This window comes from Lutibacter oricola, assembly GCF_900106565.1.
In the GTDB taxonomy this organism is placed as follows: Bacteria; Bacteroidota; Bacteroidia; order Flavobacteriales; family Flavobacteriaceae; genus Lutibacter; species Lutibacter oricola.
On the sequence record NZ_FNNJ01000001.1, the window covers coordinates 672676 to 698374 of the forward strand.

Here is a 25699-nt window from a genome sequence, read left to right on the forward strand (position 1 = left end):
AAGAATGAATTTAAATTTACTACGATTTATAGTTTTTGTGCTGATGGGGAGTCTTTTGGCTTGTTCAGAGCAAAAGGCTGCAAAGCAAAATAAGGAAGAACAAAAAGTAGCTCATTTTGAACCAAATTTTGAGTCGTTGTCTAGGCATAAAGCAGCGCCAGAATGGTTTGCTGATGCAAAATTAGGAATGTATTTTCATTGGGGGCCGTATAGTGTTCCTGCTTATGGAAGTGCTTGGTATCCTGCTAATATGTACATAAAAGGAAGTTCGGTAAATAAGTTTCACGAAGAAAAATTTGGGCCAATTGAAGAGTTTGGTTACGAAGATTTTATTCCTATGTTCACTGCAGAACATTTTGATGCTGAAGATTGGGCAGATTTATTTGAAATGACTGGAGCTAAATTTGCAGGGCCTGTTGCACAGCACCACGATGGTTTTGCAATGTGGGATAGTGAAGTAAATCCTTGGAATGCTGCTGATATGGGGCCAAAACGTGACATTACAGGAGAGTTGTTTAAATCTCTTAAGAAACGTAATATAAAAACTTTAGCAACTTTTCATCACGCTCGAAATGGTCAACGTAACTCAAATAAACCTGAGTATTGGGGTAAAAATGGATTTCAAAGTCATTATCCTTACCACCCAGATTTACCAACTGCTACAACAGATCCAAAGCTTAGAAAGTTGTTTGGAAATTGGGAAAATATTGAAGACTTCAACCAGTATTGGTTAGACCAAGTTGAAGAGGTTGTGGATAAATACAATCCGGATATGTTGTGGTATGATTCGTGGTTAAATATGATTCCTGAAGACAAGATAAATGAAATGTTGGCTTATCATTTCAATAGTGGTGTTAAAAATAATCAGGAAGTTGTAGTTTGTAGTAAACATCAAGATATTCCTTTAGAAATTGGAATTGATGATTTAGAGCAAGGTGGGCGCAGAGATATTTACCCTTTGCCTTGGATGACAGATATTACTTTAAGTCAAAGTAGGTGGATGTATGTTGAAGGTCACCCGTACAAAGATGCTGCATTGGTAGTCCGTAATATGATTGATGTGTGGAGTAAAAACGGAACAGTATTACTTAATATTTCACCTAGAGCTGATGGAGTTATTAATAAAGAGCAACGCGATATTTTAAAAGAAATTGGAGCTTGGATGAAAATTCATGGTGAAGCTGTTTATGGTACACGTCCGTTTAAAGTATTTGGTTATGGAACGGCCAATGCAACAGATGCATCGCACGATGGTCAATCAGCAAAAGTTAAATATACTGCAAATGATGTTCGTTATACGGTTGCTAAAGACAAGAAATCTATGTATGTTTTCTTTTTAGGAGTACCCAAAGCTGGAAAAACCATAAAAATGAGAGCAATTGGTGGTTTCCATAGAAATTTACCTCCTTCACCAATAAAAAATATTAAGTTAATGGGAGCAGATATTGATATTGATTGGAAGCTTACACCGCAAACGTTGTTACTTAAAATGCCTGAAGTGGAGTATAATCAAATAGCTACTGTTTTAAAATTAGAATTGGAATAAATATTCATAATTTATAATAATAAAAAGGGTTATTAAACATTGTTTAATAACCCTTTTATTTTGTTGAATCAGTTATTCTGAATTTGTTTCAAAATCTCATTAGATTAATACTCAATTATTATATGAACCCGAAATAAATTGAGGTAAACTGAAGTGTAGTATTTGAAAATTTAATATTATAAGTTAGTAATGTAGTCTTCTAAGCTGTCTGAGCGCTCAAGACCAAGTTTTTTACGAATTCTAGACCTAGAAATATTTACACTATGAGGTTCAATATTTAAAATTCGAGCCATTTCTTTTGTGCTAAATTTTAGCTTTATTAAAGCACTATGTTTTTGCTCAGTTACAGTTAAGTTTGGGTGTTTTAATTTTAATCGGTTATAAAAATCTGAGTTTACTTCAGTAAATCTAAGGTTAAATTCATCCCATAAATCTTTTGCGCCTTTTTTATATTTTGAATTTAACGATTTATAAGATGAAGGAGATTTCTCTTTCAAAATTCTTAGAAGCTCATCAATAGCACTATCTTTATCTATTAATTGCAGAGCATACGATGTGAGTTCTTTACTTTTTAGTTTTATAGCTTCTTCGCCTTTTTCTTTTTCTTGTTTCGATTTTAATTCCGTTTCAGCTTTGTCAATTAACGACTTTTTAAGTTTTAAACGTATTCTAGAAACCCAGAATAGTATTATTCCTAAAATTAGGACGAAACCTAAAATAATTTTTAATCGAAGCTGTGTTTCCTTACTTTCTTTAATAACAAGATTTTGTTCGTTTAACAGGTTTTCTTTTTCAAGTAAAGATTCTAAATGAGTGTTTTTAATTTCAATTAATTCACTAAAAGCATTGTTTTTATGTTTCATAATGCTATCAGTAATCGAGTTTTTTCTTATCAAATAGTTATAGGCCTTTTTAGTTTTATTTTTTTTGATATAGGCTTTAGATAATCTAGATAATACATAAGATGTGTTGGCTTTGGTTAAGTTTAAGCTATCCATTAAGTTTAAACTTTGCTCGAAATAATATATGGAGCTATCTAGTTGTTTGTCGGCACTTTTAAGTTCTCCTAGATATTGATATATACGTATTTTTTTACCTAATTCATTTTGTTTAACCTTAGCCTTAGAGTTGTAAAGTAACTCATATGCTTTTTTAAGGTTTCCACTTTCAATCATTAAAAAGCTTCTTTCTAATTCAATATTTGAAAGTATATAACTATTGTTTTTGACAAGTTTTTCCGTAACAACACAAGAATCTAAATACCTTTGTGCTTTTCTAAAATTTCCAGACTTTCGTTGTCGAATTGCTAGATTTAAGTAGTTTGAATTTAATTGTTGAGCGTTTTGATCATTTTCAAACATTATTTCTTTTGAAAAATGTAAAGCTCGTTCTAAATGGTAAAGAGATTCTTCTCCTTTATTGAAGGTGTCATAAAGAGCAGAAAGTTTTCGGTGAATAGTTGCTTTGTTTGAACTTTTGTTTGTTTGTTTTACAAAATACAAAGCTTCCCATAAATGATCAAATGCTTGGCCTAGTTTACCACTAGACTTTTTTATGTCGGACATGTTTGTTAAACATTGAAAAATCTTTTTTTGATTGCCAATTTTTTTAAAAAAATGGAGGCTTGATTTTAATTCTCTGTATGATTTCCATGGAAATTGTTTACTTTGTTTTATTGCGACAGATACTTTGTTTGTATAATAATTTATGGAGTCTGATTTTATTTTATTTTCTTTTTTTTGAGCCTCTATAGAGTTTGAAAATAGAAAAAGAGTAAAAAATATTACTAGTATTTGTTTGATATTCAATGTTTGTTGGGTTTTGTAATTCAAAAATTAGTTGCCAATTGTGAATTAGATTTAAAAAATTAAAATTACGAAAAAAATGTGATTGTATAATGTTTGTGTACTTGTAATTTTCTGTGTTTGATTTTTTATTAAGTACTTTTGATGCGATTGGTTAAAAATAATAGTTTGGTTTAGTAAATAACCTTTGGTCTATCTTTTCTTTAAAGTTTTGGCTGAAGGTTATTTAATTTAGTAACCAAATTATAACTCAATTTGTTGCTTTTTAGAGAAACACACAATTGTTAGTTTTTGTGAATTAAAAGTTCTTAAATTTTGAAGGTTTATTAAAGTTATGTCTAGTTGTAATTCTTTTAAAAATATTTTGCATCATATAATATCTAGGTGTATTTTTTTGTCAAAAAAATGTTAATCGTTAGCTTTGAGAGAATAAAATAGATAACTTAAATTTAAAGTAGTTTTTAATTCTAATAAATCAAATTTCAATATTAAATTATGTATAGTAATATGTTTAATCTCAAGCAAGTTTTAATAATTGTTCTGGTAGCTTCACTGTTTTCTTGTAAAACAGAAGTTAAAGATGAAAAACCAGAAAAGAAAACATTAACTTCATTTCCTCAAAAACTTCCAGAAGAAAAACCTGATATGGAATTGAGTGCAGCATTAAACAGATTGTACGATGCGTATCCAGCTCCAAAACCTCAAGATAATGAGTTGTTTTCTCAATTTAAATACACTGAATTAAAAGGTTTTGATTATAACAATCACGATGGTACAATTTCAAGAAGAGATCCTTCAAAAGTGATTTTTGAAAATGGGAAGTATTATGTTTGGTATACCTACAGAAATACGCCAACACCACCACGCGGAGCAGATAAATGTACAGATGTAATTCCATCATCAGATTGGGATTTAGCAGAAATTTGGTACGCAACTAGTGAAGACGGATTTACTTGGGAAGAGCAAGGTGTTGCAATTAAAAGGCCTGAAAAACCAATAGTTGGTTGGAGAGCAGTTACTACTACTGATATTTTAAAGTGGAAAGGTAAATATTATTTATACTATCAGGGATTTATGGAAGCTAGCGGAAAGCGTGGAGACGATTGTCCTGTTGCTGTTTCATATGCAGATTCACCAGATGGACCTTGGACACCTTATAATAAAATTGTAATTCCAAATGGGCCAGAAGGAGCTTGGGATCAATTCTCAATTCACGATCCATATCCACTAGTACATAATGGAAAGATTTATTTATACTATAAATCAGATTTTGGTCAAAAAGGAGATTGGATTCGTATGCAAGGCTTAGCAACAGCCGATAATCCGTTGGGACCATTTACAAAACACCCTTTAAACCCTGTAATAAATTCAGGTCACGAAACTTCATTGTTTCCTTTTAAAACAGGAATTGCAGCATTAGTTTATAAAGATGGTAATGAGCATAATACAGTGCAATATGCTGAAGATGGAGTTAATTTTGAAATAGCTGCTATTTCTGAACTAATGCCTTATGCTGCCGCACCATTTGTACCTGATGCATTTACAGATACTAAAGATGGTAGAGGAATAACTTGGGGGTTATCTCACTTTATTAATCTTGGAGGTAAAGGTCAGTTTCACTCAATGTTAGCTCGTTTTGATTGTGATTTAAGTAGAGATGTTAATGATCCTATTATGAAAGAACCAAGAGTAATGTATGGTCCTGATTTCTATTTCAAACAAAATTTAACAGCTAAACAAAAAAAGAAAATAAACGATCAAACTGAAAAATTAAGAATTAAATAATTTCAACATAAAATGAAAAAATATCTTATTGCTGCTTGTGTGATTTTTATTCAGGTTTTAACTGTTCAAGCCCAATTAATTAATAAATCGCAACCAAACGTAATAATTATTTTAACAGATGATCAGGGTGTTGGAGATCTTGGATGTCAAGGAAATCCTTGGATTAAAACACCAAATATCGATTCGTTTTATAAAGAATCTGTTCGGTTAACAGATTTTCATGTAAGTCCGTTGTGTGCACCAACTCGTAGTGCAATTATAACAGGTAAATATCCAATAAATAATGGTGTTTGGGCTACCTATAAGGGTAGAGATGCATTGAGTGAAGGAACACAAACTATGGCAAGCGTTTTTAAACAAAGTGGTTATAAAACGGCTATGTTTGGAAAATGGCATTTAGGTGATAATTATCCAGTTAGACCAACAGATGTTGGTTTTGATGAGGTGGTTCAGCATAAAGCAGGTGGAGTTGGTGAATTGTCTGATTATTGGGGGAATAGTTATTTTAATGATGTGTATTTTGTAAATAATGAACCAAAACAATTTAATGGCTATTGTACCGATGTTTGGTTTGAAGAAGCAATTAAGTTTATTAAAAAATCAAAAGAAAAACCATTCTTTATTTACTTATCAACAAATGCGCCGCATAGCCCTTTAATTGTTGCTGAAAAATATGCTGAACCGTATAGAAAATTAGAAAGTAAAAATATACCAAGTGCTAATTTTTACGGAATGATAGCTAACATAGATGAGAATTTTGGAAAGTTCGATGCATTTTTGAAAAAAGAAGGGCTGGCGGATAATACCATTTTAATTTTTATGACAGATAATGGTTCAGGAAATGGAGTTAGCAAAGATGGTAAATTAGGTTATAATAAAGGCTTTAGAGGCAAAAAAGGTACTAAAACTGAAGGAGGACATAGAGTACCATTTTTTATTAGATGGCCAAACGGAAAAATTGAAGGTGGTAAAGATATTAGTGAGTTGACTGCTCACGTAGATATGTTGCCAACATTAGCAAATTTATGTAATATTCAATTGGATAAATCTTCAAAAATGGACGGGATTAATCTTTCTTCATTGTTAAAAAATGAGAGTGTTAAACTTCAAGATAGAACCGTGTTTGTGCATCATCGCCAAGATTGGAGACCACCAAAAGATATTGATAAAACAGCTTTGTTAAACCAAAAATGGAGATTGGTAAATGGAAATCAGTTGTATAATATTGAAGACGATCTTTATCAAAAAAATAATTTAGCATCAGAATATCCTGAAGTTGTAAAATTATTTTTGAAGAATAACAAAAGCTTCCTTCAAAAATCAAAATTAAATACAGCATATAATGAACTTCCTGTGGCTATTTTAGGGAGTTCAAATCAAAAGGAAATTACCTTAACCATTCAACATGCTATTGGAGATAGTGCTGGAATTTGGAAAGCAGAGCAAGTTTCTGAAGGTTTTAAAAGTAAGAATAATACGCATGCTTTAAAAATTGAGAAGGCTGGTTTGTATAAAATTTCTTGCAGAAGATGGCCAAAAGAATGTGCTGGGCCAATTTTAGGGGTTCCTTTGAAAAATCCAAAAGGAGGAATGTATAATTATAAGCAAATAAAACCTAAAAAAGTACGTATTCAAATAGCTAATCAATTATTAGAAAAAGAAATTTTTGAAGATGACGAGGAGGTGTTTTTTAATGTGAATTTAGAAAAAGGAAAAACATTATTAGTTACCGATTTTATTGAAGGCAAAGAAAAATACGGTGTGTATTATACATACATTTCACTAAAGGAAAACTAAAAAAATATTGAAGGATGAGAATTAATAATCTAAAGTATGCAATTTTAATTTTAATAAGTTTACTAGATGTTAAAAATTCAAATGGGCAATCTAAGCCTAATATTCTTTGGATAATAACTGATGATCATAGACCAGATTCGATAGAGTATTTTAATGAAGTAACAACAGGGAAAAAGGAAAGTAGTTTAGGGTATGTTTCTTCGCCAAATATTAATAAAATGGCAAAAGAAGGTACAATGTTTACCAATGCTTTTTGTAATTCGCCAATGTGTACGCCTTCTCGAAGCTCTATGCAATCGGGTAGATATCCTTTTCGTAGTGGACATTATAAATTTAAATCCAATCAAACCGCAGAACATACACGCCCAACAGTTTCTCAAACGTTAAGAGAAAATGGCTACGGAACAGCAGTTTTTGGAAAAACGGGTTGGGGAATTCAAAATAAAGGTGGAGACAAAGCTTTTTACGACCATACAATTCAATTTGGACGAGATTTACTAAGACAAGGATTTGGAGATATTTATACAAGTGGAGGAAAATATGAATTTCCAGATGGAATTTTTGAAGTGGTGTATTCAGACGAAACAGTTATTTACCCAGACGGAAAAACAGTAAGTTATAGAAAACAACAGCGTGATGGTGAAATATTAAAAAAAGATAAAGTACTTAAAACGAAAATTGATGAAGAATTCGATATTTTAAGAGTTTACACGCGCCCTAATCAAGGTTTGATTATTGGAGGTGTAAACCCACAACCAATAGGAAAAACATTAGATAGCTATGTTTTACAAGAGTTTGAAAACTACCTTAAAAATCAAGATAAAAGGTTTAAAACCTTGGCAGGAAAAGAAATTGATGGTGCCAGTTCTACAAAACCTTTAATGGTTAATATTGGTTATACTTGGCCGCATACACCAGTGCTTCCTCCTAAAAAGTTTAGAGATAAATTCAAAAATAAAAAATACAATATACCTGAATTTTCTACCGATGAACTTTCAAATTTTCCACCACAATTGGTAACACTTTATAATGAATGTAAAGCGGACCAATTAACGGATGAAGAAAAGTTACAAGCAATTCAAGATTATTATGCTTTTTGCGCTTATGGTGATGCTTTAATTGGAGAATCTGTCGAAGCCTTTAAAAAGTATTGTAAAAAGAATAAGCAAGAATATATAATCATTTTTACCATAGGAGACCACGGATGGCATTTAGGTGAACAAGGAATAATGGCAAAATTTGGACCTTGGAAACAATCAGTTCATAACGCAGCAATTGTAGTTTCTTCAGATAAAAATAAATTTCCTGCAGGTAAAGTTGTAGATAATATAGTTGAATTTGTTGACTTTGCACCAACAATGCTTACTTCCGCAGGAATTAATATAAATGAAGAGAAATACAATTATTTGGACGGTTATAATTTGGCTGAAGTTATTTCAAAACCTGAAGAAACTAATAGAGAATATGCAATTGGTGAAGTAAACGTTGTATGTGGTCATAGAGCATTTATGAGAACTAAAGATTTTGGTTTTTCTATGAGAACTCGTGATCGTTGGGATGTGGCAAATTCAACTAATTTAAATAAGGATATTCAATGGGCTTTAACTTGTGAAAGACTAAAAGCAGATATGGCTTTATACGATTTACGAGTTGATCCATTAGAAAAACACAATTTGGCTAATGATAAAAAATATTTAGCCTTGGCAGACTGGTTTAGAAATAAATTAGGATCTATTGTTTTGGGTGATGGAAGAGCAGAAGTAGATTGGATTAAACCTAATAGTTATTCAATAAGTAATTTTGCTGGAGGTGCCGATGATAAAAAATTATCGATACCTAAAAACATAATTCCTGAAATTTAGCCTATTTAATTTAGGTCATATAAGTTATTTTCAAAATCATTTGTATTATGTTGTAGCTACAAGATATTTTATATTTGAAGTATATTTTAATTTGATGGAAAAGAGTTATTTTTATCAATTCAATAAAACAAATTACAGATTGTAATTAAATGAGATTAGCAACACTTTTATTTTTTGTTTCAATACTAACGGTAACGTTGCATGCTCAAAATTCAGAAGATGCACCTTTTTTTTCTGAAGACTTATTTACGCAAAGCAATCAAGTAGAGAGTAATTTAAAACCAAATAGTAATGATGCTGTAAGAGGTAGAGTAGCTGATTTTTTGGTGGAAGCTGATAGTTGTTTTACAATTCAATCAAATAAACGAAGTAAAGATATATCGGTTAGTTTTTGGTTTTTACCTAAACAATTAGACGTACATTCAGGAACTTTAATTGGTGAAGACGGTGTTTTTTATTTTCGTTATTTGTCTAACCGACAAATTCAATTCAATCACTTTCATAAAGCAGATATAAATACAGAAAGTTTACTGAGTAACAATGTTTGGCAACATTTGGGTTTTACCTTGTCAAAAAATGGGAGCCTAACAATTTATTTTAATGGCGAACCAGTTTTAAAAGAAACAATTTCTTCTAATTGGTGGAAACAAAAAGCTTCAAAATTAATTATTGGAAATGATAGGTATGGAGTAAAGGCTGAAGGAAGTATAGATCGGTTAAAAATCTGGGACAGAACATTGACTGCCAAAGAATTTAAAAATGATTTCGAAACTTCTTCTTTTCAAACAAATCTTTATCACAAATTACAAGCGTATTTGCCTTTGCAGGGTAATTTTGAAGATCAATCTTTAGAGTCAAAAGATATTGAACTTGTAAGGGATATTGACTTTGTAAATGATTCTGAAAAAGGAATTGTAGCAAATTTTAACAAAGAAACTTCACTTTTAAAAATTAAAAATTTAAAGTTTGATAAACAACTTACCATTTCCGCTTGGATAAATCCAGTTAAGCAAGAAGGAGTTATGGGAATTGCTGGTAATAAAGATTTTTCTTTTCGTTATAAACCCAATACTCAAAGCTTATGGTTTAGTGTACCTATGATGTTTAAAACTGTTAGTACACAGCCAAAAGAAGATATTGCAAACTGGTTGCATTTGGCGGTAACAGTAAATTATAACCATAGAGTAAACTTTTTTATAAATGGTAAACTTGTAGATAGTAAAACTATTGGGGGAAATACAGGGAAAGAGGATTATTTAGAAATTGGTAAAAGTCTTTGGGGTGATACTTTTAAGGGGCAAATGAGTCAATTTGCTATTTGGAATAAAGTGCTTTCGCCAAAAGAAATTAAATCGGTTTTTGAAGGAAAGTTAGAGGCAGATAAATTACTGTATAAAAAAACGAATAAAACAACAGTATATCTAATAACAATATTTTTACTAGTAATAGTTTTTGTACTTGTATATTTAATTTTGAAAAAAAGAAAGCAACAAAAAGTTAGAGTAGAAAAAGCTGTTGTTACTCTGCAATTTCCACAGAAAAACGCTATTTATTTGTTTGATGTTTTTAGAGCCTTCGACAAAAACGGTAATGATATTTCACACGAATTTACACCAACATTAGTACGATTATTCAGTTTAATTTTATTGTTTCCAAGAGTTGTTAAGAGACATATTGGTTCGGCTGAACTTTCAGATATTTTATGGGAAACCGAAACTGTTTCGCAACAAAAAAATAATAGAGGTGCAAATATGCATAGGCTTCGTAAAATTTTAAAGGAGTTTAATGGCATAACTTTAAATTATGAAGATAAAAAGTGGAAATTTAATTTAGATGAGCAATTATTTATAGATGCTGTTTTTTATAATGAAGCTTCCAATGAAAAAGTAATTGCCTACCCATTTAAAAATTTACAATTATCCAAGTCTTTAAAAATTGCAAATTTCGATACTGTTATTTCTCAACTAAATGAGCAGCATATTCAAAAAACAAAAGAAATTTGTGCTGGAAATTTAGATGTTGAAGATTGGAAAACTCTTAGAAAAAGTGCTAGTTTATTGCTAAGCATTGATCCTTTATCTGAATTGGCATTAAAGTATAAAATAACAGCTTTAGTAGGTTTAAATGAAAAGCAATTGGCATTAAATTGCTTTAAATCATTTGCAGCGAATTACAAAGTTATGCTTGTTCAAGAATTTCCTTTAACTTTTGAAGAATGTATGTTTTAGTTCTAAAACATATGTGTTTTACGGCTATTTAACCCTTTTTTTAACCCTTTTATTTACCTAGTTTTTAATCTAGTAGTTCTTTTATTTGTATATATATTTAAGAGTGTTAATTATAATTTACAATAGAAAAAACAATCATGAGAAAAATTAAAGCGTATTTATTAGCCGTTTCGTTAATTACATTAATTGTGTCTTGTTCTACTAAAACTGTTTGGGATGTTAGAGATTATGGAGCAGTTGCAGATAAAACAACTATTAATACTAAATCAATTCAAAAAGCAGTTGACGAGTGTAACAAAGCAGGTGGTGGAACAGTTTTAATAACTGAAGGAACTTATTTATCTGGAACAATTTTATTGAAAAGTAATGTAAACCTTAAAGTGGCAGAAGGAGCTACTTTATTGGGAAGTATCAATCCTAATGATTATCCAGCAGTTGAACCATTTATTGATGCTACAGGGCAATATAGAGGACAATGTTTTATTGGTGCAATTGATGTTGAAAATGCTTCAATTACAGGTAAAGGAACCATTAACGGTCAAGGAGAAATGTTTACGCCTGCAAATATTAAAAAGACAGTTAAAAAATTAGGGATAACGTTGGATAAGCCAGATTTAACTGGGTTAATTTCAAAAACCAATAAATACGTTAGCAGTACAATTAGAACTTCAAACCGACCTTTTTTGGTGCGTATGGTTCGTTCAAAAAATGTAAAATTAGTTGATATTCATTTACGTCAGCCAGCCGCTTGGACATTGCATTTTTTAGAATGTAATAATTTTGAAGTTAATGGAATAAGTATTCATAGTCATGCAAATAGAAATAATGATGCTATTGATATAGATTCTAGTACAAACGGTGTAATTAGAAATGCAACTATTGACTCTGGAGATGATGCTATTTGTTTTAAATCTACAAGTCCAAAACCAACTACAGATATTGAAGTTTACGATTGTAAATTAAAAAGCCATTGGGGAGCCATAAAATTTGGAACAGAATCTATGGGTGATTTTAAAAACATTACTGTTAGAGATTGTTTTGTGCACGATACAAAAGGTGGAGGTATTAAAATTTTAAGTGCCGACGGTGCCAATGTAGATAATATTTTAATAGAAAATATTACTATGGAAAATGTAGAAATGCCAATCTTTATCCGTTTATGCGAGCGTCGTTTAGTATATAGAAATGCAGAAAGAAAACCAGTAGGAAGCATTAATAATGTAGTAATTAGAAATATTACAGCTAAAGTTACAGATACTGTAGATTTAAGAATGAATCCACCAACAGGTTTTTATTTTTCAGGGACTCCAAATCATAAATTAGGGAAAATTACTATTGATAATGTAAAGGTTGATTTACCAGGAGGAGGAACCTTAGAAGATGCTAAAATTGTAGTTCCAGAAAATGAAATTCAATACCCTGAGTTTACCAAATTAGGAGTAACACCAGCTTACGGATTGTATGCAAGACATATTGAAAATCTAAAAACCAGCAATGTATCTTTTACCCTTAGAGGAAAAGATGAAAGAAAAGAAGTGGTTAAAATTAATGTAAACTAGTTTGTAATGAAAAATTTGTTTAAAATTTGTTTGTTGGCAATTCTAGTTTCAACAAATCTTGTTGCTCAAAAAAAATCAGATAAACCAAATGTGCTTTTAATTTATACAGATGACCATAGGTATTCTGGTATTCATGAACTGGCAGGCGAAGTAGTAAAAACTCCAAATATTGATGCTTTAGCTAAAGAAGGAATCATTTTTACAAACACGTACTTAATGGGAGCATATAATGGCGGAACGTGTATGCCAAGTAGAGCTCAATTGTTAACAGGTAGAAATTTATTCAATTTAAAAGGTATAGGACGTGTTATACCAAAAGAACATAAAACTATTGGAGAAACGTTTCAATCTGAAGGTTATAATGCACATTTTGTAGGTAAATGGCATCAAGACAATCAATCTTTGGGTAGAATGTTTACAAGTGGAGGTTCAGTAATGAGTAGAGGGATTTATTTAACTGATCATTATAGAATGCCTTTATGGGATTGGCGAGCAGATGGAAAATATAAAAAAGATGAAGCTTATATTTTTGTGTACGATAAAAAAGGAAATATTGTAAAAAGAGCAGTTGATAAAAGTGAAGTAAGAGGGCCAATAAATAACGAGCATAATGGACCTCATACTTCTGAAATATATGCTGATGAAGCAATAGATTTTATTTCAGAAAATAATAAAGAAAAACCATTTTTTATGTACTTGGCTTTTCACGCTCCGCACGATCCTAGACAAGCTCCGAAAAAATATAAGGATATGTATCCTGAAGATAAAATGGAGTTATTACCTTCTTATATGCCGCAACATCCTTTTGATAATGGGCATATGACAATTAGAGACGAAGCTTTGGCAACATGGCCAAGAACTCCAGAAATTGCCCGTAAACATTTATCAGATTATTACGCAATAATTACACATTTAGATGCTCAAATAGGAAGAGTAATTAAAACGCTAAAAAAAACAGGACAATATGAAAACACTATTATTGTTTTATCTGGAGATAGCGGATTAGGTGTTGGAAATCACGGATTGTTAGGAAAACAAAATGTGTATGATGAAGATGGAATTCACGTTCCTTTTATTATTTCAGGAAAAATTAAAGGCAAAGGAAAAAGATATGATGCCTTTAGTTATATACACGATATTTATCCAACAGTTTGCGATATTGCTAATATTGAAATTCCTAATTCAGTAACAGGTAAAAGTTTATTACCAGTTATAAATGGTGAAAAAAAACAGGTGAGAAATTATACGTATCACGCGTATAGACAACACCAAAGAGCTTTTAGAAAAGGTGAATATAAATTAATAGAATTTGTAAGAGCACCAGACAGTGATAAAAAAACGAATGCAACATTTGTTTCTGGTACTAAAACAACCTTGCTTTTCAATTTTAAAAAAGACCCTTGGGAAACAACTAATTTGGCGTTTTTACCTGAATATAAAGAGCTTTTAGCTTCTATGAGAAAAGAAATGAGAGCAAAAGCAATTGAACTAAACGATTATAAAGAACACAATAATTACCCTGTTGATTTTTGGGATTATTATTAATAAACGCTACAAAATGAAAAATATAACAAGCATTATTTTATTGTTGTTAACTGTGTTTAGTATAAACGCTCAGCAATATTTCGGAAAAAGTAAAGAAGCTGCTTTAACTTCAATAAAACCTGAAGGATGGATAAAAGAGTTTTTACAAAGACAAGCTAATGGTTTAGGAAGCAGTCCAACAGTTTCAGGATATCCTTTCAATACCAATATGTGGATGGAAGATATTAATATTCCTGTAGGGCACGCAGGAAAAGATTGGTGGCCTTATGAACAAACAGCTTATTATATTGATGGTACTTTAAGATGCGGTTATTTAATAAACGATACAGCTTTGATTAACTATGCCAAGCAAAATTTTGAATACACATTTAATAATATAGATGAAAGTGGCATACTTGGACAACCAAAGGCAGATGGTTGGGCACGAGTAGTTTATTTTAGAGCATTAATGGCGGAATACGAGGTTTCAAAAAATGAAGAGATTTTATCTAAAATGACAGATAATTTCTTGAAGACACCACGTTTATTTGATGAAGGAAGAGTATTGTTGAACATTGAACAAATTTTGTGGCTCTATAGCAAAACCAACAATAACAAACTTCTTGAATTAGCAATTAATAGTTTTCATTCAAACAAAGGAACAAGTTTGGGTGGAGAATATGGGAATGAAAAAAAGGGAGTTAATTTACCTTCGAAATTGTTAGATAGAATGCTTTCTGATGAAACGCCTTCAGGGCACGGAGTTGGTTTTGTTGAGCAAGTGAAAATCCCGGCAATTTTATACTTGTACACAGGCAATAAAAAATATTTAGATGCATCATTAAATGCTTTACATAAATTGGAGAAACACCATATGTTGGTAGATGGTTGTCAAAGTTCTGTAGAACATTTAGGTGGTAAAGCCGTAAATATGGCTCACGAAACTTGTGATATTGTAGACCTTTCTTGGAGTGCAGGATATATGTTTATGGCAACTAATGATGGACATTGGGGAGATATTATTGAAAGAGCAATTTTTAATGCAGGTTTAGGATCGTTGGATAAAAATTTTAAAGCACATCAATATTATTCAGCGCCCAATCAACCAGTTGCTGCGGAAGAAACAAGTCAGTTTAATATACATTTAGATTGGGGTGGAATGGCTACAGGAAGAATGTGTTATAGAACAGGACATGATACAGAATGTTGTACTGGAAATATTCAACGAATGATGCCTGTTTATGTAAGTAGAATGTGGTTGCAAAATTCAGATAATTCAGGTGTAACGGCGGCATTGTATGGTGCTTCAGAATTTAGTTTCAACCAAAATGAAGCAGAGATAAAAATTAAACAAGAGACAAATTATCCGTTTGATGAAGCTATTTCGTTTACCTTTAATATGAAGCAAAAAAATAAGTTTGCTTTTAGAATGAGAATTCCTGAATGGTGTAAAAACCCAGAGATATTAGTGAATGGCAAACAATTAAAAAGGTTTGTAATTGAAAAAGGAATGGTTCAAGTTGAACGAAAATTTGCTAATAACGACAATATAATACTTAAACTTCCAATGGAATTGAAGTTAACCACTTGGGGAGAAAAAAATGAAGGATTTGCAGTTGAAAGAGGTCCTTTGGTGTATTCACTTCCTGTTAATAAAAAAGAAATTATGTTCCCTTATATAGGAGATGCAAAGTTGGCTAACTTTCCAAATAAATTAATGTATCCAACTTCTAATTGGAGTTATGCATTAGATATTAAAAATGGTAGTGAAGCTAAATTTAGTCAAACAACAATAAGTGAAAATCAATACCCTTGGGATTTAGAAAACACACCAGTAAAAATAAAAGTTTCAGCAAAAAAAGTTAATAATTGGAAAATTGATGGTACAAAACATGCGCCTTCTTTTCCAAATGAATTAGAGCTAGATAATAAAATTGAAACATTAGAATTAGTGCCTTTGGGAGCTACATATTTAAGAATGACAATTTTTCCAAAAACAAATTAAAATACTATGGGTAAAAGAATTTTAATTGTTTGTTTTCTTGCATTTTTTAGTCAATTTCTTTCAGCTCAAAACACAAAACCAAACATTGTCGTAATTTTTGCTGATGATTTGGGCTATTCAGATATTGGATGTTATGGAGGTGAAATTCAAACTCCAAATATTGATAAATTAGCCAAGGAAGGTATTCGATTTACCCATTTTATAAATGGATCTAAATGTGCACCTTCAAGAGCATCTTTATTAACAGGTTTATATCCAATAGAAACAGGTTGTGCTGGTCCGCCAACTCAAATGCAAAACGGAGTTACCATTGCTGAAATGCTTAAAAAAGCAGGTTATAAAACATTAATGACAGGGAAATGGCACGGAAAAGAACATCCCGTAAAAAGAGGTTTTGACCATTTTTTTGGAACCGTAAGTGGTTCATTTAACTATTTTAAGCCTGGCGCCAAACAAAAGTATATGGAAGATGCTGAGGTTTTGAAATCATTTCCTTCGGAATTAAAACAAAATTTTTACACTACAGATACTTTTACTAACAAAGCTCTTAACTACTTAGATGCCCAAGAAAATAATAACGAGCCTTTTTTCTTGTATGTAGCCTACAATGCTCCACATTATCCACTACAAGCTTGGCCAGAAGATATTGCAAAACATAGAGGGAAATACTTAAAAGGTTGGGATGTGTTAAGGAAAGAAAGATTTCAACGTCAGCAGAAAATGGGAATTGTTGAACCTAATTGGGAGTTAACAAAAAGAGATGAAAAAGTAACTGTTTGGGAAAATTATAAAAATAAAGATATTGCTGATTTAACTATGGCAACTTATGCTGCAATGGTTGATAGAATGGATCAAAATATTGGAAAACTTATAGCAAAATTAGAAGAGACTGGTAAAAAAGAAAATACCTTAATTATTTTTCTTTCGGACAATGGCGGAAATGCAGAAGGACATATGTGGGATGGTGTTAATCCAAACAACAAACCTGGATTAAAAAACTCTCAGGCAAAATTAGGGATTGAATGGGCAAATGCTTCAAATACACCTTTTAAAAGTTACAAACGCTCAACTTTTAATGGTGGGCAAGTAACACCATTTATTGTTAGTTGGCCAAATGGAAACTTAAAAAAGGGCTCAATTACACGACAAAAAGGAAATTTAACTGATATAATGCCTACTTTTTTAGAATTGGCAAAAGTCACCTATCCTGAAGGTGAAACTTGGAAAGTTCCAGCAGAAGGAAAATTAAAAACTTCTTGGAAAATAAGGCCCTTATCAGGAAAAAGTTTGGTGCCTGCTTTTTATAATGAAGGTGTAACACGTGAAAATTTTAAAGGTTATTTTCAAGGAAGTAGAATGTTAATTGCAAACGATTGGAAAATTGTTTCAGACGGTGGAGATGGAGCAATTTTACATTTGTACGATTACCCTTGGGAATTATACAATTTGAAAAAAGATGGTGCCGAAACCAATAATTTGGCTCGTAAATTTCCAAAATTGGTAGATTCATTAGATGTAGTTTATAGAAATTGGATTGACGATGTTGATAGCTATACAGGGTTAAAATCACATATGTATTTTCAGTCATATTATACAAAGCAACAAAAACAAATTCTTAAGAGGCTAGAAGAGAAAAAACAATATAAAAAGTTGATGAACAAAAGAAGAGGTATTGGTTTAAGTATTGTAGAAGAACTGAAAAAATCTAAGGTGAAGATGAAGACAACTTTGGGAATGGAGAAATTACCAATGTCTTATTTCGCTTTGGTAAATTCAGGTAGAAAATATTCCGAGTATAATTCTGTATTAAGCAACCTTTACAAGTCTTATGATAAGAATATTAAAATTTGTAAAACCTTTTGTGATAATCTGGGAATTGAATTTTCAGAAGTATGGAAAATTCAAGAAAAAATAAGAAATCAAACTACTTCACTAGAAGTAAATTAAATTGTTAAATAATGAATAAACATCTATGGTCAATTTTAGCATTAGTTATTACGCTATTTGCAAGTTGCGAATCAAAACAAACTGAAAAACCTGAAGTTAAAAAAGAAGCTTACCAAGCTAATTGGAACTCCTTACAAAAGCACGATACACCACAATGGATGTTAGATGCAAAATTTGGAATTTATAGCCATTGGGGAGCCCAATCTGTAAAGTTGGAATTAGGAAAAAAAGATTTACCAGATTATGAGGCAATTGATTTATGGAAGGGAGAAAAGTTTAATGCTAAGGAATGGGTTGGATTATTTGAAAAAGCTGGAGCTCAATTTGCAGGCCCTGTAGCTTGGCACGTAAATGGTTGCTTAAATTGGGATAGTCAAATTACAGATTGGAATTCGACTAAAAAAGGCCCAAAAGTTGATATTTATGGTGAGTTAGCAAAGGAAATTCGCAAAACGGACATGAAATTGATGGCTTCATTCCATAGCACAACGCTTTGGGGAGCTATGAGTAAATCTGATAAAACGTATATGAATCCAGAAGGCGATTATTCAAAGCGAGGAAATACACCAAAAGTTCATGATAAAAATGGTCGTTATACTGCTGAGTATTTGGATGGTTGGTTAGATAGAATGAAAGAAGGTTATGAATTATATCAACCAGATATGGTATGGGTTGATGTTGGTTTTGGAGGAACTGTAGGTTTAGAATTAAAAAAACAATTAGTAGAAGGTAAGTTGGTTGAAACTGAAAGGGAGTTTTTTGTAGATGGTATTCGAGAAGAAGTTCAAAAAGATTACCTAAGTAGTTATTTTAATGCAGCATTAGATTGGGGTAAAGAAGTTGAATTTGTTTATAAAAGTTTCGATATTCCACCTGGAGTAGCTATGAGAGATATTGAAAATGGTAATCTAGATGGGTTACAATTTGATCCTTGGATGGCAGATATCAATATGCAACAGCATATGGCTTGGCCTGCAGTTTGGTTTTACAATCCAAAGAATAAATTGAAAGATGCTAATATTTTAGTAGATATGTTGGCAGATATTATTTCAAAAAATGGAAGAATTTTATTGAATGTTCCTCCAAAAGCTGATGGTTCTTTTGCTGATGAAGTAAAACAAGAATTATATAAAATTGGTGATTGGTTAAAATTAAATGGTGAAGCTATTTATGGAACTACACCTTGGACCATTTATGGAGAAGGACCAGCGTATGTTAAAAATGCTGGACATCACGGTCAAGGTAAAAAACATGGTACAGAAATTCCTAAATACACTTCAAAAGATATTCGTTACACCCAGAAAGACGGTGTTTTATATGCGATAGTTTTAGATTGGCCAGAAGATGAATTAGAAGTTAAAGCATTTGGTTTCGATGGAAAATTGTATCCGGGAGAAATAAAAAGTATTAGTTTAATTGGAAGTAAAGCTAAATTAAAATGGAAACAAAATGCTCAAAGTTTGAACATCGAATTTCCAAAAGATAAACCTTGTGAATATGCTTATGTGTTAAAAGTTGAAAGAAATTAGGAATCATGATTAATAGAATAATTTATTTCGGAATTTGTATTCTTATAAGTTTGAGTGTTTCTTGTATATCCAATGTGAAATCAATTGAAGGTACTCAACCAAATATCTTAATCCTATTTTTGGATGATTTGGATCCAGATTTTAGGTGTTATGGAAATACGTTGGTTACAACTCCAAACATAGATAAATTAGCTTCAGAAGGAATGTTATTTACAAGAGCTTATTCTGCGGCAACAGTTTGTAGTCCTAGTCATACAACTTTATTTACTGGTTGTTACGCTTCAACAATTGGAGCGCCCCATCACAGAAGTTCATACATAGATAAATTGCCAGATGGATATTCAATTCTTACAGATTTAATGAGTGATGCAGGGTATTTTACAGTGAATTTTAGAAGTAAAGGAGATTTAATGTATCAAAAATTGTACGGTGCTACTGCTAAAACCGATTTAAATTTTGATAGAGGAAAACCAGAAAATAATAGAGAAAGTGGTAAAGAAGTTTTTAAAAATCTTCAAACTATAGATCCAGAAAATATTGAAACTTATTTTAAGGGCGGAAAATGGAATTCAAAGGAAAGTAATCAACCATTTTTTGCATATGCCAATATTGAAACTGGAAAAAAACACGGATTTGTTCCTGGTAGAAAATGGGCAAAAGAAAGAGGAATTGCTGTAGATTCAACAAAAATTAAAATTCCACCTCATTATTCAGATACAGATGAAGTTCGCAGTGTTTTGGCTTCAAGTTTAGATGCTGTTTCTCATGTAGATTTTGAAGTTGGCAAATTTTTGAAGGCATTGGAAAAATCTGGTTACGCAAACAATACGTTGGTAATTTTAATGTCTGATCACGGAGCTACGTTACAGCGACACAAACAAAGTTTATGGACATCAGGAATTCATATTCCTATGATTATTAAATGGCCAAACAAAATTAAACCTTCAGAAATAAATGAAGAACTTGCTAGTATAATTGATATTGCTCCAACCTGTTTAAATGCTGCAGGAATTAAAATTCCTAAAACAATGGAGGGTTTAGATTTATTAAGTAACAAACCGAATAATAGAAAGTACATTTTTGCAACACGAGATGGTATGAACAATTTTTTTGATTGTTCAAGAGCAGTAATTTCAAAAGAATATCAGTATATACATCACTTTTTTCCAGAGTTGTCATTTAGAGGGAATGGCTATGCAAAACGAACACTTACTTTTAAAAGTATGCTAGAATTGTACAAAAAAGATAGTTTAAATGAATTGCAGCGAGCCTATTTCAAGCCTTCAAAAAATTATGCATTTGAATTATACAATTTAAATAACGATACTGAAGAAACTGTAAACTTAGCCTTAAATTCAGCTTACAAAGAGGAAACCTTAAAGTATCAGCATATATTGTTTCAATGGCAAAAAGAAACAGGTGATAAAGTTTTAAACGCAAGAAAACTATTAAATGTTGAAAAAGTACCTGAAGGTACAAAAGTGGATAATCTATTAAAATTAAAAAGATGAACAAATTAAAATTAACGCTTCTATTAACTCTTCTTACAATAGTGTCAGTAGTTGCAAAAGAATATAATATTGCTACCTATGGAGCTATAAATGATGGGAAAACGGTAAATACTATTGCAGTTCAAAAAGCAATAGATGATTGTAACAAAAATGGAGGCGGAACTGTTATGATTGACGGTGGAGGAATTTATGTTATTGGAACCATTTTTATGAAAAGCAATGTTACATTGCACGTAGATAATGGAACGGTGTTACAAGGAAGTGCAAACCAAAATGATTATCCGCTAGAAGGTGTGCATAAAAATATGTACAAAGGAGAGATTTCAAAAAACGCTTGTTTAATTTATGCTGAAAATGCAACTTCAATTGCTTTTGAAGGTCACGGCACAATTGATGGTAACGGGCATTATAAGAATTTCCCTCGAAAGGCAAAAATTATGCGTCCAATGTTAATACGATTAAAAGATTGTTCTAATATTTCTTTGCGTGATATTCATTTAATAAATCCAGCTGCTTGGACTTCGGCATTTTTGTATTGTAACAATATTACGGTAGATGGAATTACAATTATTAGTAGAGCTAATTTTAATGGAGATGGATTAGATTTTGATGGTTGTCAAAATGTAAGAGTCAGTAATTCAAACTTTGATAATAGTGATGATTGTATTTGTTTGCAAACTTCACTTCCAGAGAAACCTTGTAGAAATGTAACTATTACCAATTGTAATTTTACCACAAAATGGGGAGGTATTAGAATTGGATTATTGTCTAGAGGAGATATTGAGTATGTTACGGTTTCTAACTGTACATTTAGAGATATACAAGATTCTGGATTGAAAATTCAGCAAAATGAAGGTGGAAATATGAGTCATATGACGTTTAGTAATTTGGTTATGGAAAACGTTCCAAGACCTATATTTATGACTTTCTGCCAGCAAATTGCCAGTGTTGAAACTCCTAATGGAGAGTATGAGCCTTTAAAACGAATGCATAATATGAAATTCGATAATATTATTGTAGATAATTCTAAAGGAGATAAACATTCAGCTTTTTTCTTAACAGGAATTCCAGGACACGAAATTGAAGATATTTCAATTTCAAATGTAGATTTTATTGTCTCAGGTGGTGGTACTATTGAAGATGCAGGAAAGTTAGATGTTAAAGAATATACTTTAGATAATATGAAGCGCTGGCCAGAATTTTATGTTGTTGAAGGTTTACCAGCTTATGGTATTTACGCAAGACATTTAAATGGTTTAAATTTGCAAAACATTTCAATTAAAACCAATACTGAAGATAAGCGTGTACCTGTAATATTGAACCATGTTAAAAATCATTATGGTAGAAATCTTAAAGCAAATGGAAAGGTTTTAAAGAAAAGTGATATTTTAATTCAAAATTAAAATAAATGAAGAAATTTTTACAGTTGTTATTGTTAGTTCCAACAATAATTATAGCTCAAAACAGTAAACCTAATATAGTTTTTTTATTAGTTGATGATGTAGGTTGGGGAGATTTTGGTTGTTACGGAGCAGAATTTAATGAAACCCCAAATATTGATAAATTAGCTAGTCAAGGAATGCTATTTACAAACGGTTACGCTGCTTGTACTGTGTGTTCACCAAGCAGAGCGGCAATATTAACAGGGAAATATCCAGCACGTTTAAAATTAACTGATTGGATTGTTGGGCACAATAGACCACACGCAAAACTTGCTGTACCTGATTGGAATATGAGAATGGAGCATAAAGAAGTTTTGTTGCCAGAAGCCTTGAAAGAAGTGGGTTATTCAACAGCTTTTTTAGGAAAATGGCATTTAATGCCTATTGGGCAAGATGATTTTGAAGAACACTACCCAACAAGCCACGGTTTTGATATAAATATTGGCGGACGAGAATGGGGAGCCCCAAGAGGTAAAGGTAGATACTTTTCACCTTTTGATATGCCAAATTTAGATGATGGAAAACCAGGCGACTTTTTAACGGATAAGCTTACAGATGCAGCTATAGATATTTTAGATGATTTTGATAAGAATAAGCCATTTTTAATGTACTTTTCATATTATACTATTCACGGTCCAGTAATGTCTCCTCCAGAATTGGTAAAAAAGTATAAAGAAAAAGCAAAGACATTTAAAAATACTAAAAATCAATATTTAGATCCAGCAAGAGCCGGAATGGTTGAAAAACTAGATAATAGTGTTGGAAGAATTTTAGATAAGTTAGATGAATTGGGAATTGCTGATAACACCATAGTTGTTTTAACCGGAGATAATGGCGGTAATTACGATGAAACTACAGGCGGATTAAAAGCGTACAAAGGGTTTTCACACGAAGGAGGAACTAGAGAGCCTTTTGTTGTAAAATGGCCTAAAAATATTAAGGGAGGTTCAACTTGCGATGAAATGGTTATAGGAACTGATTTTTATCCAACTTTATTGGATTTAGCCGGTATTGAACAAAAACCAAAACAGCATTTAGATGGAGTTAGTATTAAATCTTTACTAACAGGAACTTCAAAAAAAATTAAAAGAAAAGAACTGTATTGGCATTATCCACATTACCACAGAACAAATCCGTATGGAGCAATTAGAGATGGGAACTGGAAGTTAATTGAGTTTTACGAAGATGGCAGTTTAGAACTTTACAATTTGAAGAATGACATTAATGAGACTACAAATCTTACAAGTTCCAATCCAAAGAAAGCTGCTTTATTATTAAAAAAATTAAAAGCTTGGAGATCTTCCATAGATGCTCAAATGATGACAGAAAACCCTAATTTTGATATTGAAAAAGAGAAATTAAAGAAAAGACATTATTAAATACAGATAAAGAATGAAGAATTATTTAAGTATATTATTGGTGTTGCTGTTTTCAGCTTCAGTATCAACGTACAGTGCGAGTCCAATAAAATCTAAGTTTATAACTATTGAAAAATGGGAAGTTTTAGATGTTAATTTAAAAAGTTCAGGAAAAGTAAAGAGCCCTTTTAATGTAGATTTATCAGCTAATTTCATACATGAAGATGGTGAGGAAATGAAAATTTCAGGGTTTTATAATGGAGGAAAAGAGTGGATTTTAAGATTTTCATCATCTAAACCAGGAAAGTGGATTTATACTACAAAATCTTCGAATAAAGGATTAAATAACAAAAAGGGAACTGTTGTTGTATTGGATAAAAACTCTAAAAATCATCATGGAGAAATAATTGTTGACCCGAAGAACCCAGAATATTTTATTTATGAAGATGGAACGCCATATTTTCTAATGGCTTTCGAATGTGATTGGATGTACGCTTTAGATTATAAAAATGAAGAAGGGATTCCAAAAACAGATCACTTGTTAAATCTAATAAGTGAGAATGGATTTAATCAAGTGGTAACAACTGTTTTTTCTTATGATGTAGATTGGAAGAAATCACCACAATATTGGCCAAAGGATGAAAAATTACAGGATTATCCAGAACACGAATATGGAGCACCAAAGGATATTTATCCATTTTTAGGAAATAATGTAAATCCGGATTTCTCATCGCTAAATATTGATTATTTTAAAAAATTAGATAGAGTAGTAGCTTCAATGCACGATAAAAATATTGTGGCTCATTTAATGATTTACGTTTGGAACAAATTGGTTTCTTGGCCAGAGCCAAATTCAGAATCTGATAAAATGTATTTTGATTATGTAATAAAGAGATACCAAGCGTATCCGAATATTCTTTGGGATATTTCCAAAGAAGCTATGTTATACGGAACTGTTGATGAATCGTTTTTCTTAGAAAAAATTGAACGAGTTAGAAAGGCAGATGCTTTTTCTCGATTAGTAACAGTACACGACTTTGGATTCTGTAAAAGAAATGAGGATAAAGTAGACTTTATTTCTCGTCAAGACTGGTCTTATTTGTTGTATGATAAAATGTTAGATAATACCAATACATATAAAAACAAACCGGTATTTAATATTGAACATGGAGGTTATGAAGAATCTCCATATGAAGTGTTTACCGGCTTTTATACAGATGCTGAAACGTGTTTGGATAGAAATTATCAATGTGCATTTTCAGGATCTTATTCAACATATTATTGGCAGGCAGCTTCTTGGGATGTTATTATTCATAACGCTTATAAACAACCTGAAAGTTTTAAAAAGCCAAGATTTGAGTATTTCAAGCATTTTACGAACTTTTTTAAGAAACATACGTTTTCAGATTACAAACCTTTTCCAAAAAAGAATATGGCAGGTTATTGTATGAAAGGTAATGAAGATAATTATATTCTTTACATGCCAAAAAGTAGTTATAGAATTTTTACTGGATGGCTTTTTGAGAAAAAAATTAAAACTAGAACAATACAATGGTTTAATACCTTAACTGGAGAATATTCTAAAGAAGAAAAAATTACTAAAAAATCTGTAGTTACTTCTCCTTGGTATAAAGAAGCAGCAGTTATTTTAGTTGTTAAGTAATTTATAGCTTAAAATATTTTTATAGCATATCTATTTTATTATGGTTGATTATAAATAATAATCACAGTTTATTAAAAGAATACCTAATTACAGATAAATTCAATTTGTAATTAGGTATTTTTTTGCTGTTAATTTTGT

15 protein-coding genes are annotated in these 25699 nt (G+C 31.3%); 14 read left to right on the forward strand and 1 reads right to left on the reverse strand.

Annotated features, from left to right (window positions below):
- Nucleotides 1–4: 4 nt before the first annotated feature.
- Nucleotides 5–1546, forward strand: a complete 1542-nt coding sequence (locus BLU40_RS02640; protein WP_090119426.1) for an alpha-L-fucosidase — start codon at nt 5–7, stop codon at nt 1544–1546.
- A gap of 176 nt (nt 1547–1722) precedes the next feature.
- Here the strand turns inward: BLU40_RS02640 and BLU40_RS02645 are convergent, their stop codons facing one another.
- Nucleotides 1723–3111: a helix-turn-helix transcriptional regulator gene (locus tag BLU40_RS02645; RefSeq protein WP_090119428.1), complete on the reverse strand. Its 1389-nt coding sequence runs from the start codon at nt 3109–3111 to the stop codon at nt 1723–1725.
- A gap of 747 nt (nt 3112–3858) precedes the next feature.
- Between BLU40_RS02645 and BLU40_RS02650 the strand changes: the two genes are divergently transcribed.
- From BLU40_RS02650 to BLU40_RS02710, 13 genes are all read left to right on the forward strand, one after another.
- Complete coding sequence (locus BLU40_RS02650; RefSeq protein ID WP_090120330.1) at nt 3859–5136, forward strand: glycoside hydrolase family 117 protein; 1278 nt, start codon at nt 3859–3861, stop codon at nt 5134–5136.
- A gap of 12 nt (nt 5137–5148) precedes the next feature.
- Nucleotides 5149–6933: an arylsulfatase gene (locus BLU40_RS02655; protein WP_090119430.1), complete on the forward strand. Its 1785-nt coding sequence runs from the start codon at nt 5149–5151 to the stop codon at nt 6931–6933.
- A gap of 14 nt (nt 6934–6947) precedes the next feature.
- The gene (locus tag BLU40_RS02660) at nt 6948–8795 is read left to right on the forward strand and encodes a sulfatase-like hydrolase/transferase (RefSeq protein ID WP_090119432.1); all 1848 of its coding nucleotides are present in this window, start codon (nt 6948–6950) and stop codon (nt 8793–8795) included.
- Between the two features lie 149 nt (nt 8796–8944).
- Nucleotides 8945–11023: a LamG domain-containing protein gene (locus BLU40_RS02665; protein ID WP_090119434.1), complete on the forward strand. Its 2079-nt coding sequence runs from the start codon at nt 8945–8947 to the stop codon at nt 11021–11023.
- A gap of 137 nt (nt 11024–11160) precedes the next feature.
- On the forward strand, nt 11161–12582 hold the full coding sequence (locus tag BLU40_RS02670) for a glycoside hydrolase family 28 protein (RefSeq protein WP_245729887.1): 1422 nt from the start codon (nt 11161–11163) through the stop codon (nt 12580–12582).
- 6 nt (nt 12583–12588) lie between these two features.
- Entirely contained in the window at nt 12589–14127 is a 1539-nt protein-coding gene (locus BLU40_RS02675; RefSeq protein ID WP_090119436.1) for a sulfatase family protein, read from the forward strand.
- A gap of 13 nt (nt 14128–14140) precedes the next feature.
- Complete coding sequence (locus tag BLU40_RS02680) at nt 14141–16111, forward strand: beta-L-arabinofuranosidase domain-containing protein (protein ID WP_139170910.1); 1971 nt, start codon at nt 14141–14143, stop codon at nt 16109–16111.
- 6 nt (nt 16112–16117) lie between these two features.
- Nucleotides 16118–18058 (forward strand): arylsulfatase, encoded by a 1941-nt coding sequence (locus BLU40_RS02685; RefSeq protein ID WP_090119439.1) that lies wholly within the window; start codon nt 16118–16120, stop codon nt 18056–18058.
- 11 nt (nt 18059–18069) lie between these two features.
- Complete coding sequence (locus BLU40_RS02690; RefSeq protein WP_090119441.1) at nt 18070–19587, forward strand: alpha-L-fucosidase; 1518 nt, start codon at nt 18070–18072, stop codon at nt 19585–19587.
- Between the two features lie 5 nt (nt 19588–19592).
- Nucleotides 19593–21098: a sulfatase family protein gene (locus tag BLU40_RS02695; RefSeq protein ID WP_090119443.1), complete on the forward strand. Its 1506-nt coding sequence runs from the start codon at nt 19593–19595 to the stop codon at nt 21096–21098.
- On the forward strand, nt 21095–22501 hold the full coding sequence (locus tag BLU40_RS02700; protein ID WP_090119445.1) for a glycoside hydrolase family 28 protein: 1407 nt from the start codon (nt 21095–21097) through the stop codon (nt 22499–22501). The genes BLU40_RS02695 and BLU40_RS02700 overlap by 4 nt, the downstream gene beginning before the upstream one ends.
- 5 nt (nt 22502–22506) lie before the next feature.
- Entirely contained in the window at nt 22507–23919 is a 1413-nt protein-coding gene (locus BLU40_RS02705) for a sulfatase (RefSeq protein ID WP_090119447.1), read from the forward strand.
- Nucleotides 23920–23932: 13 nt separating this feature from the next.
- Nucleotides 23933–25561: a DUF5060 domain-containing protein gene (locus tag BLU40_RS02710; RefSeq protein WP_090119449.1), complete on the forward strand. Its 1629-nt coding sequence runs from the start codon at nt 23933–23935 to the stop codon at nt 25559–25561.
- The last annotated feature ends 138 nt before the right edge of the window (nt 25562–25699 follow it).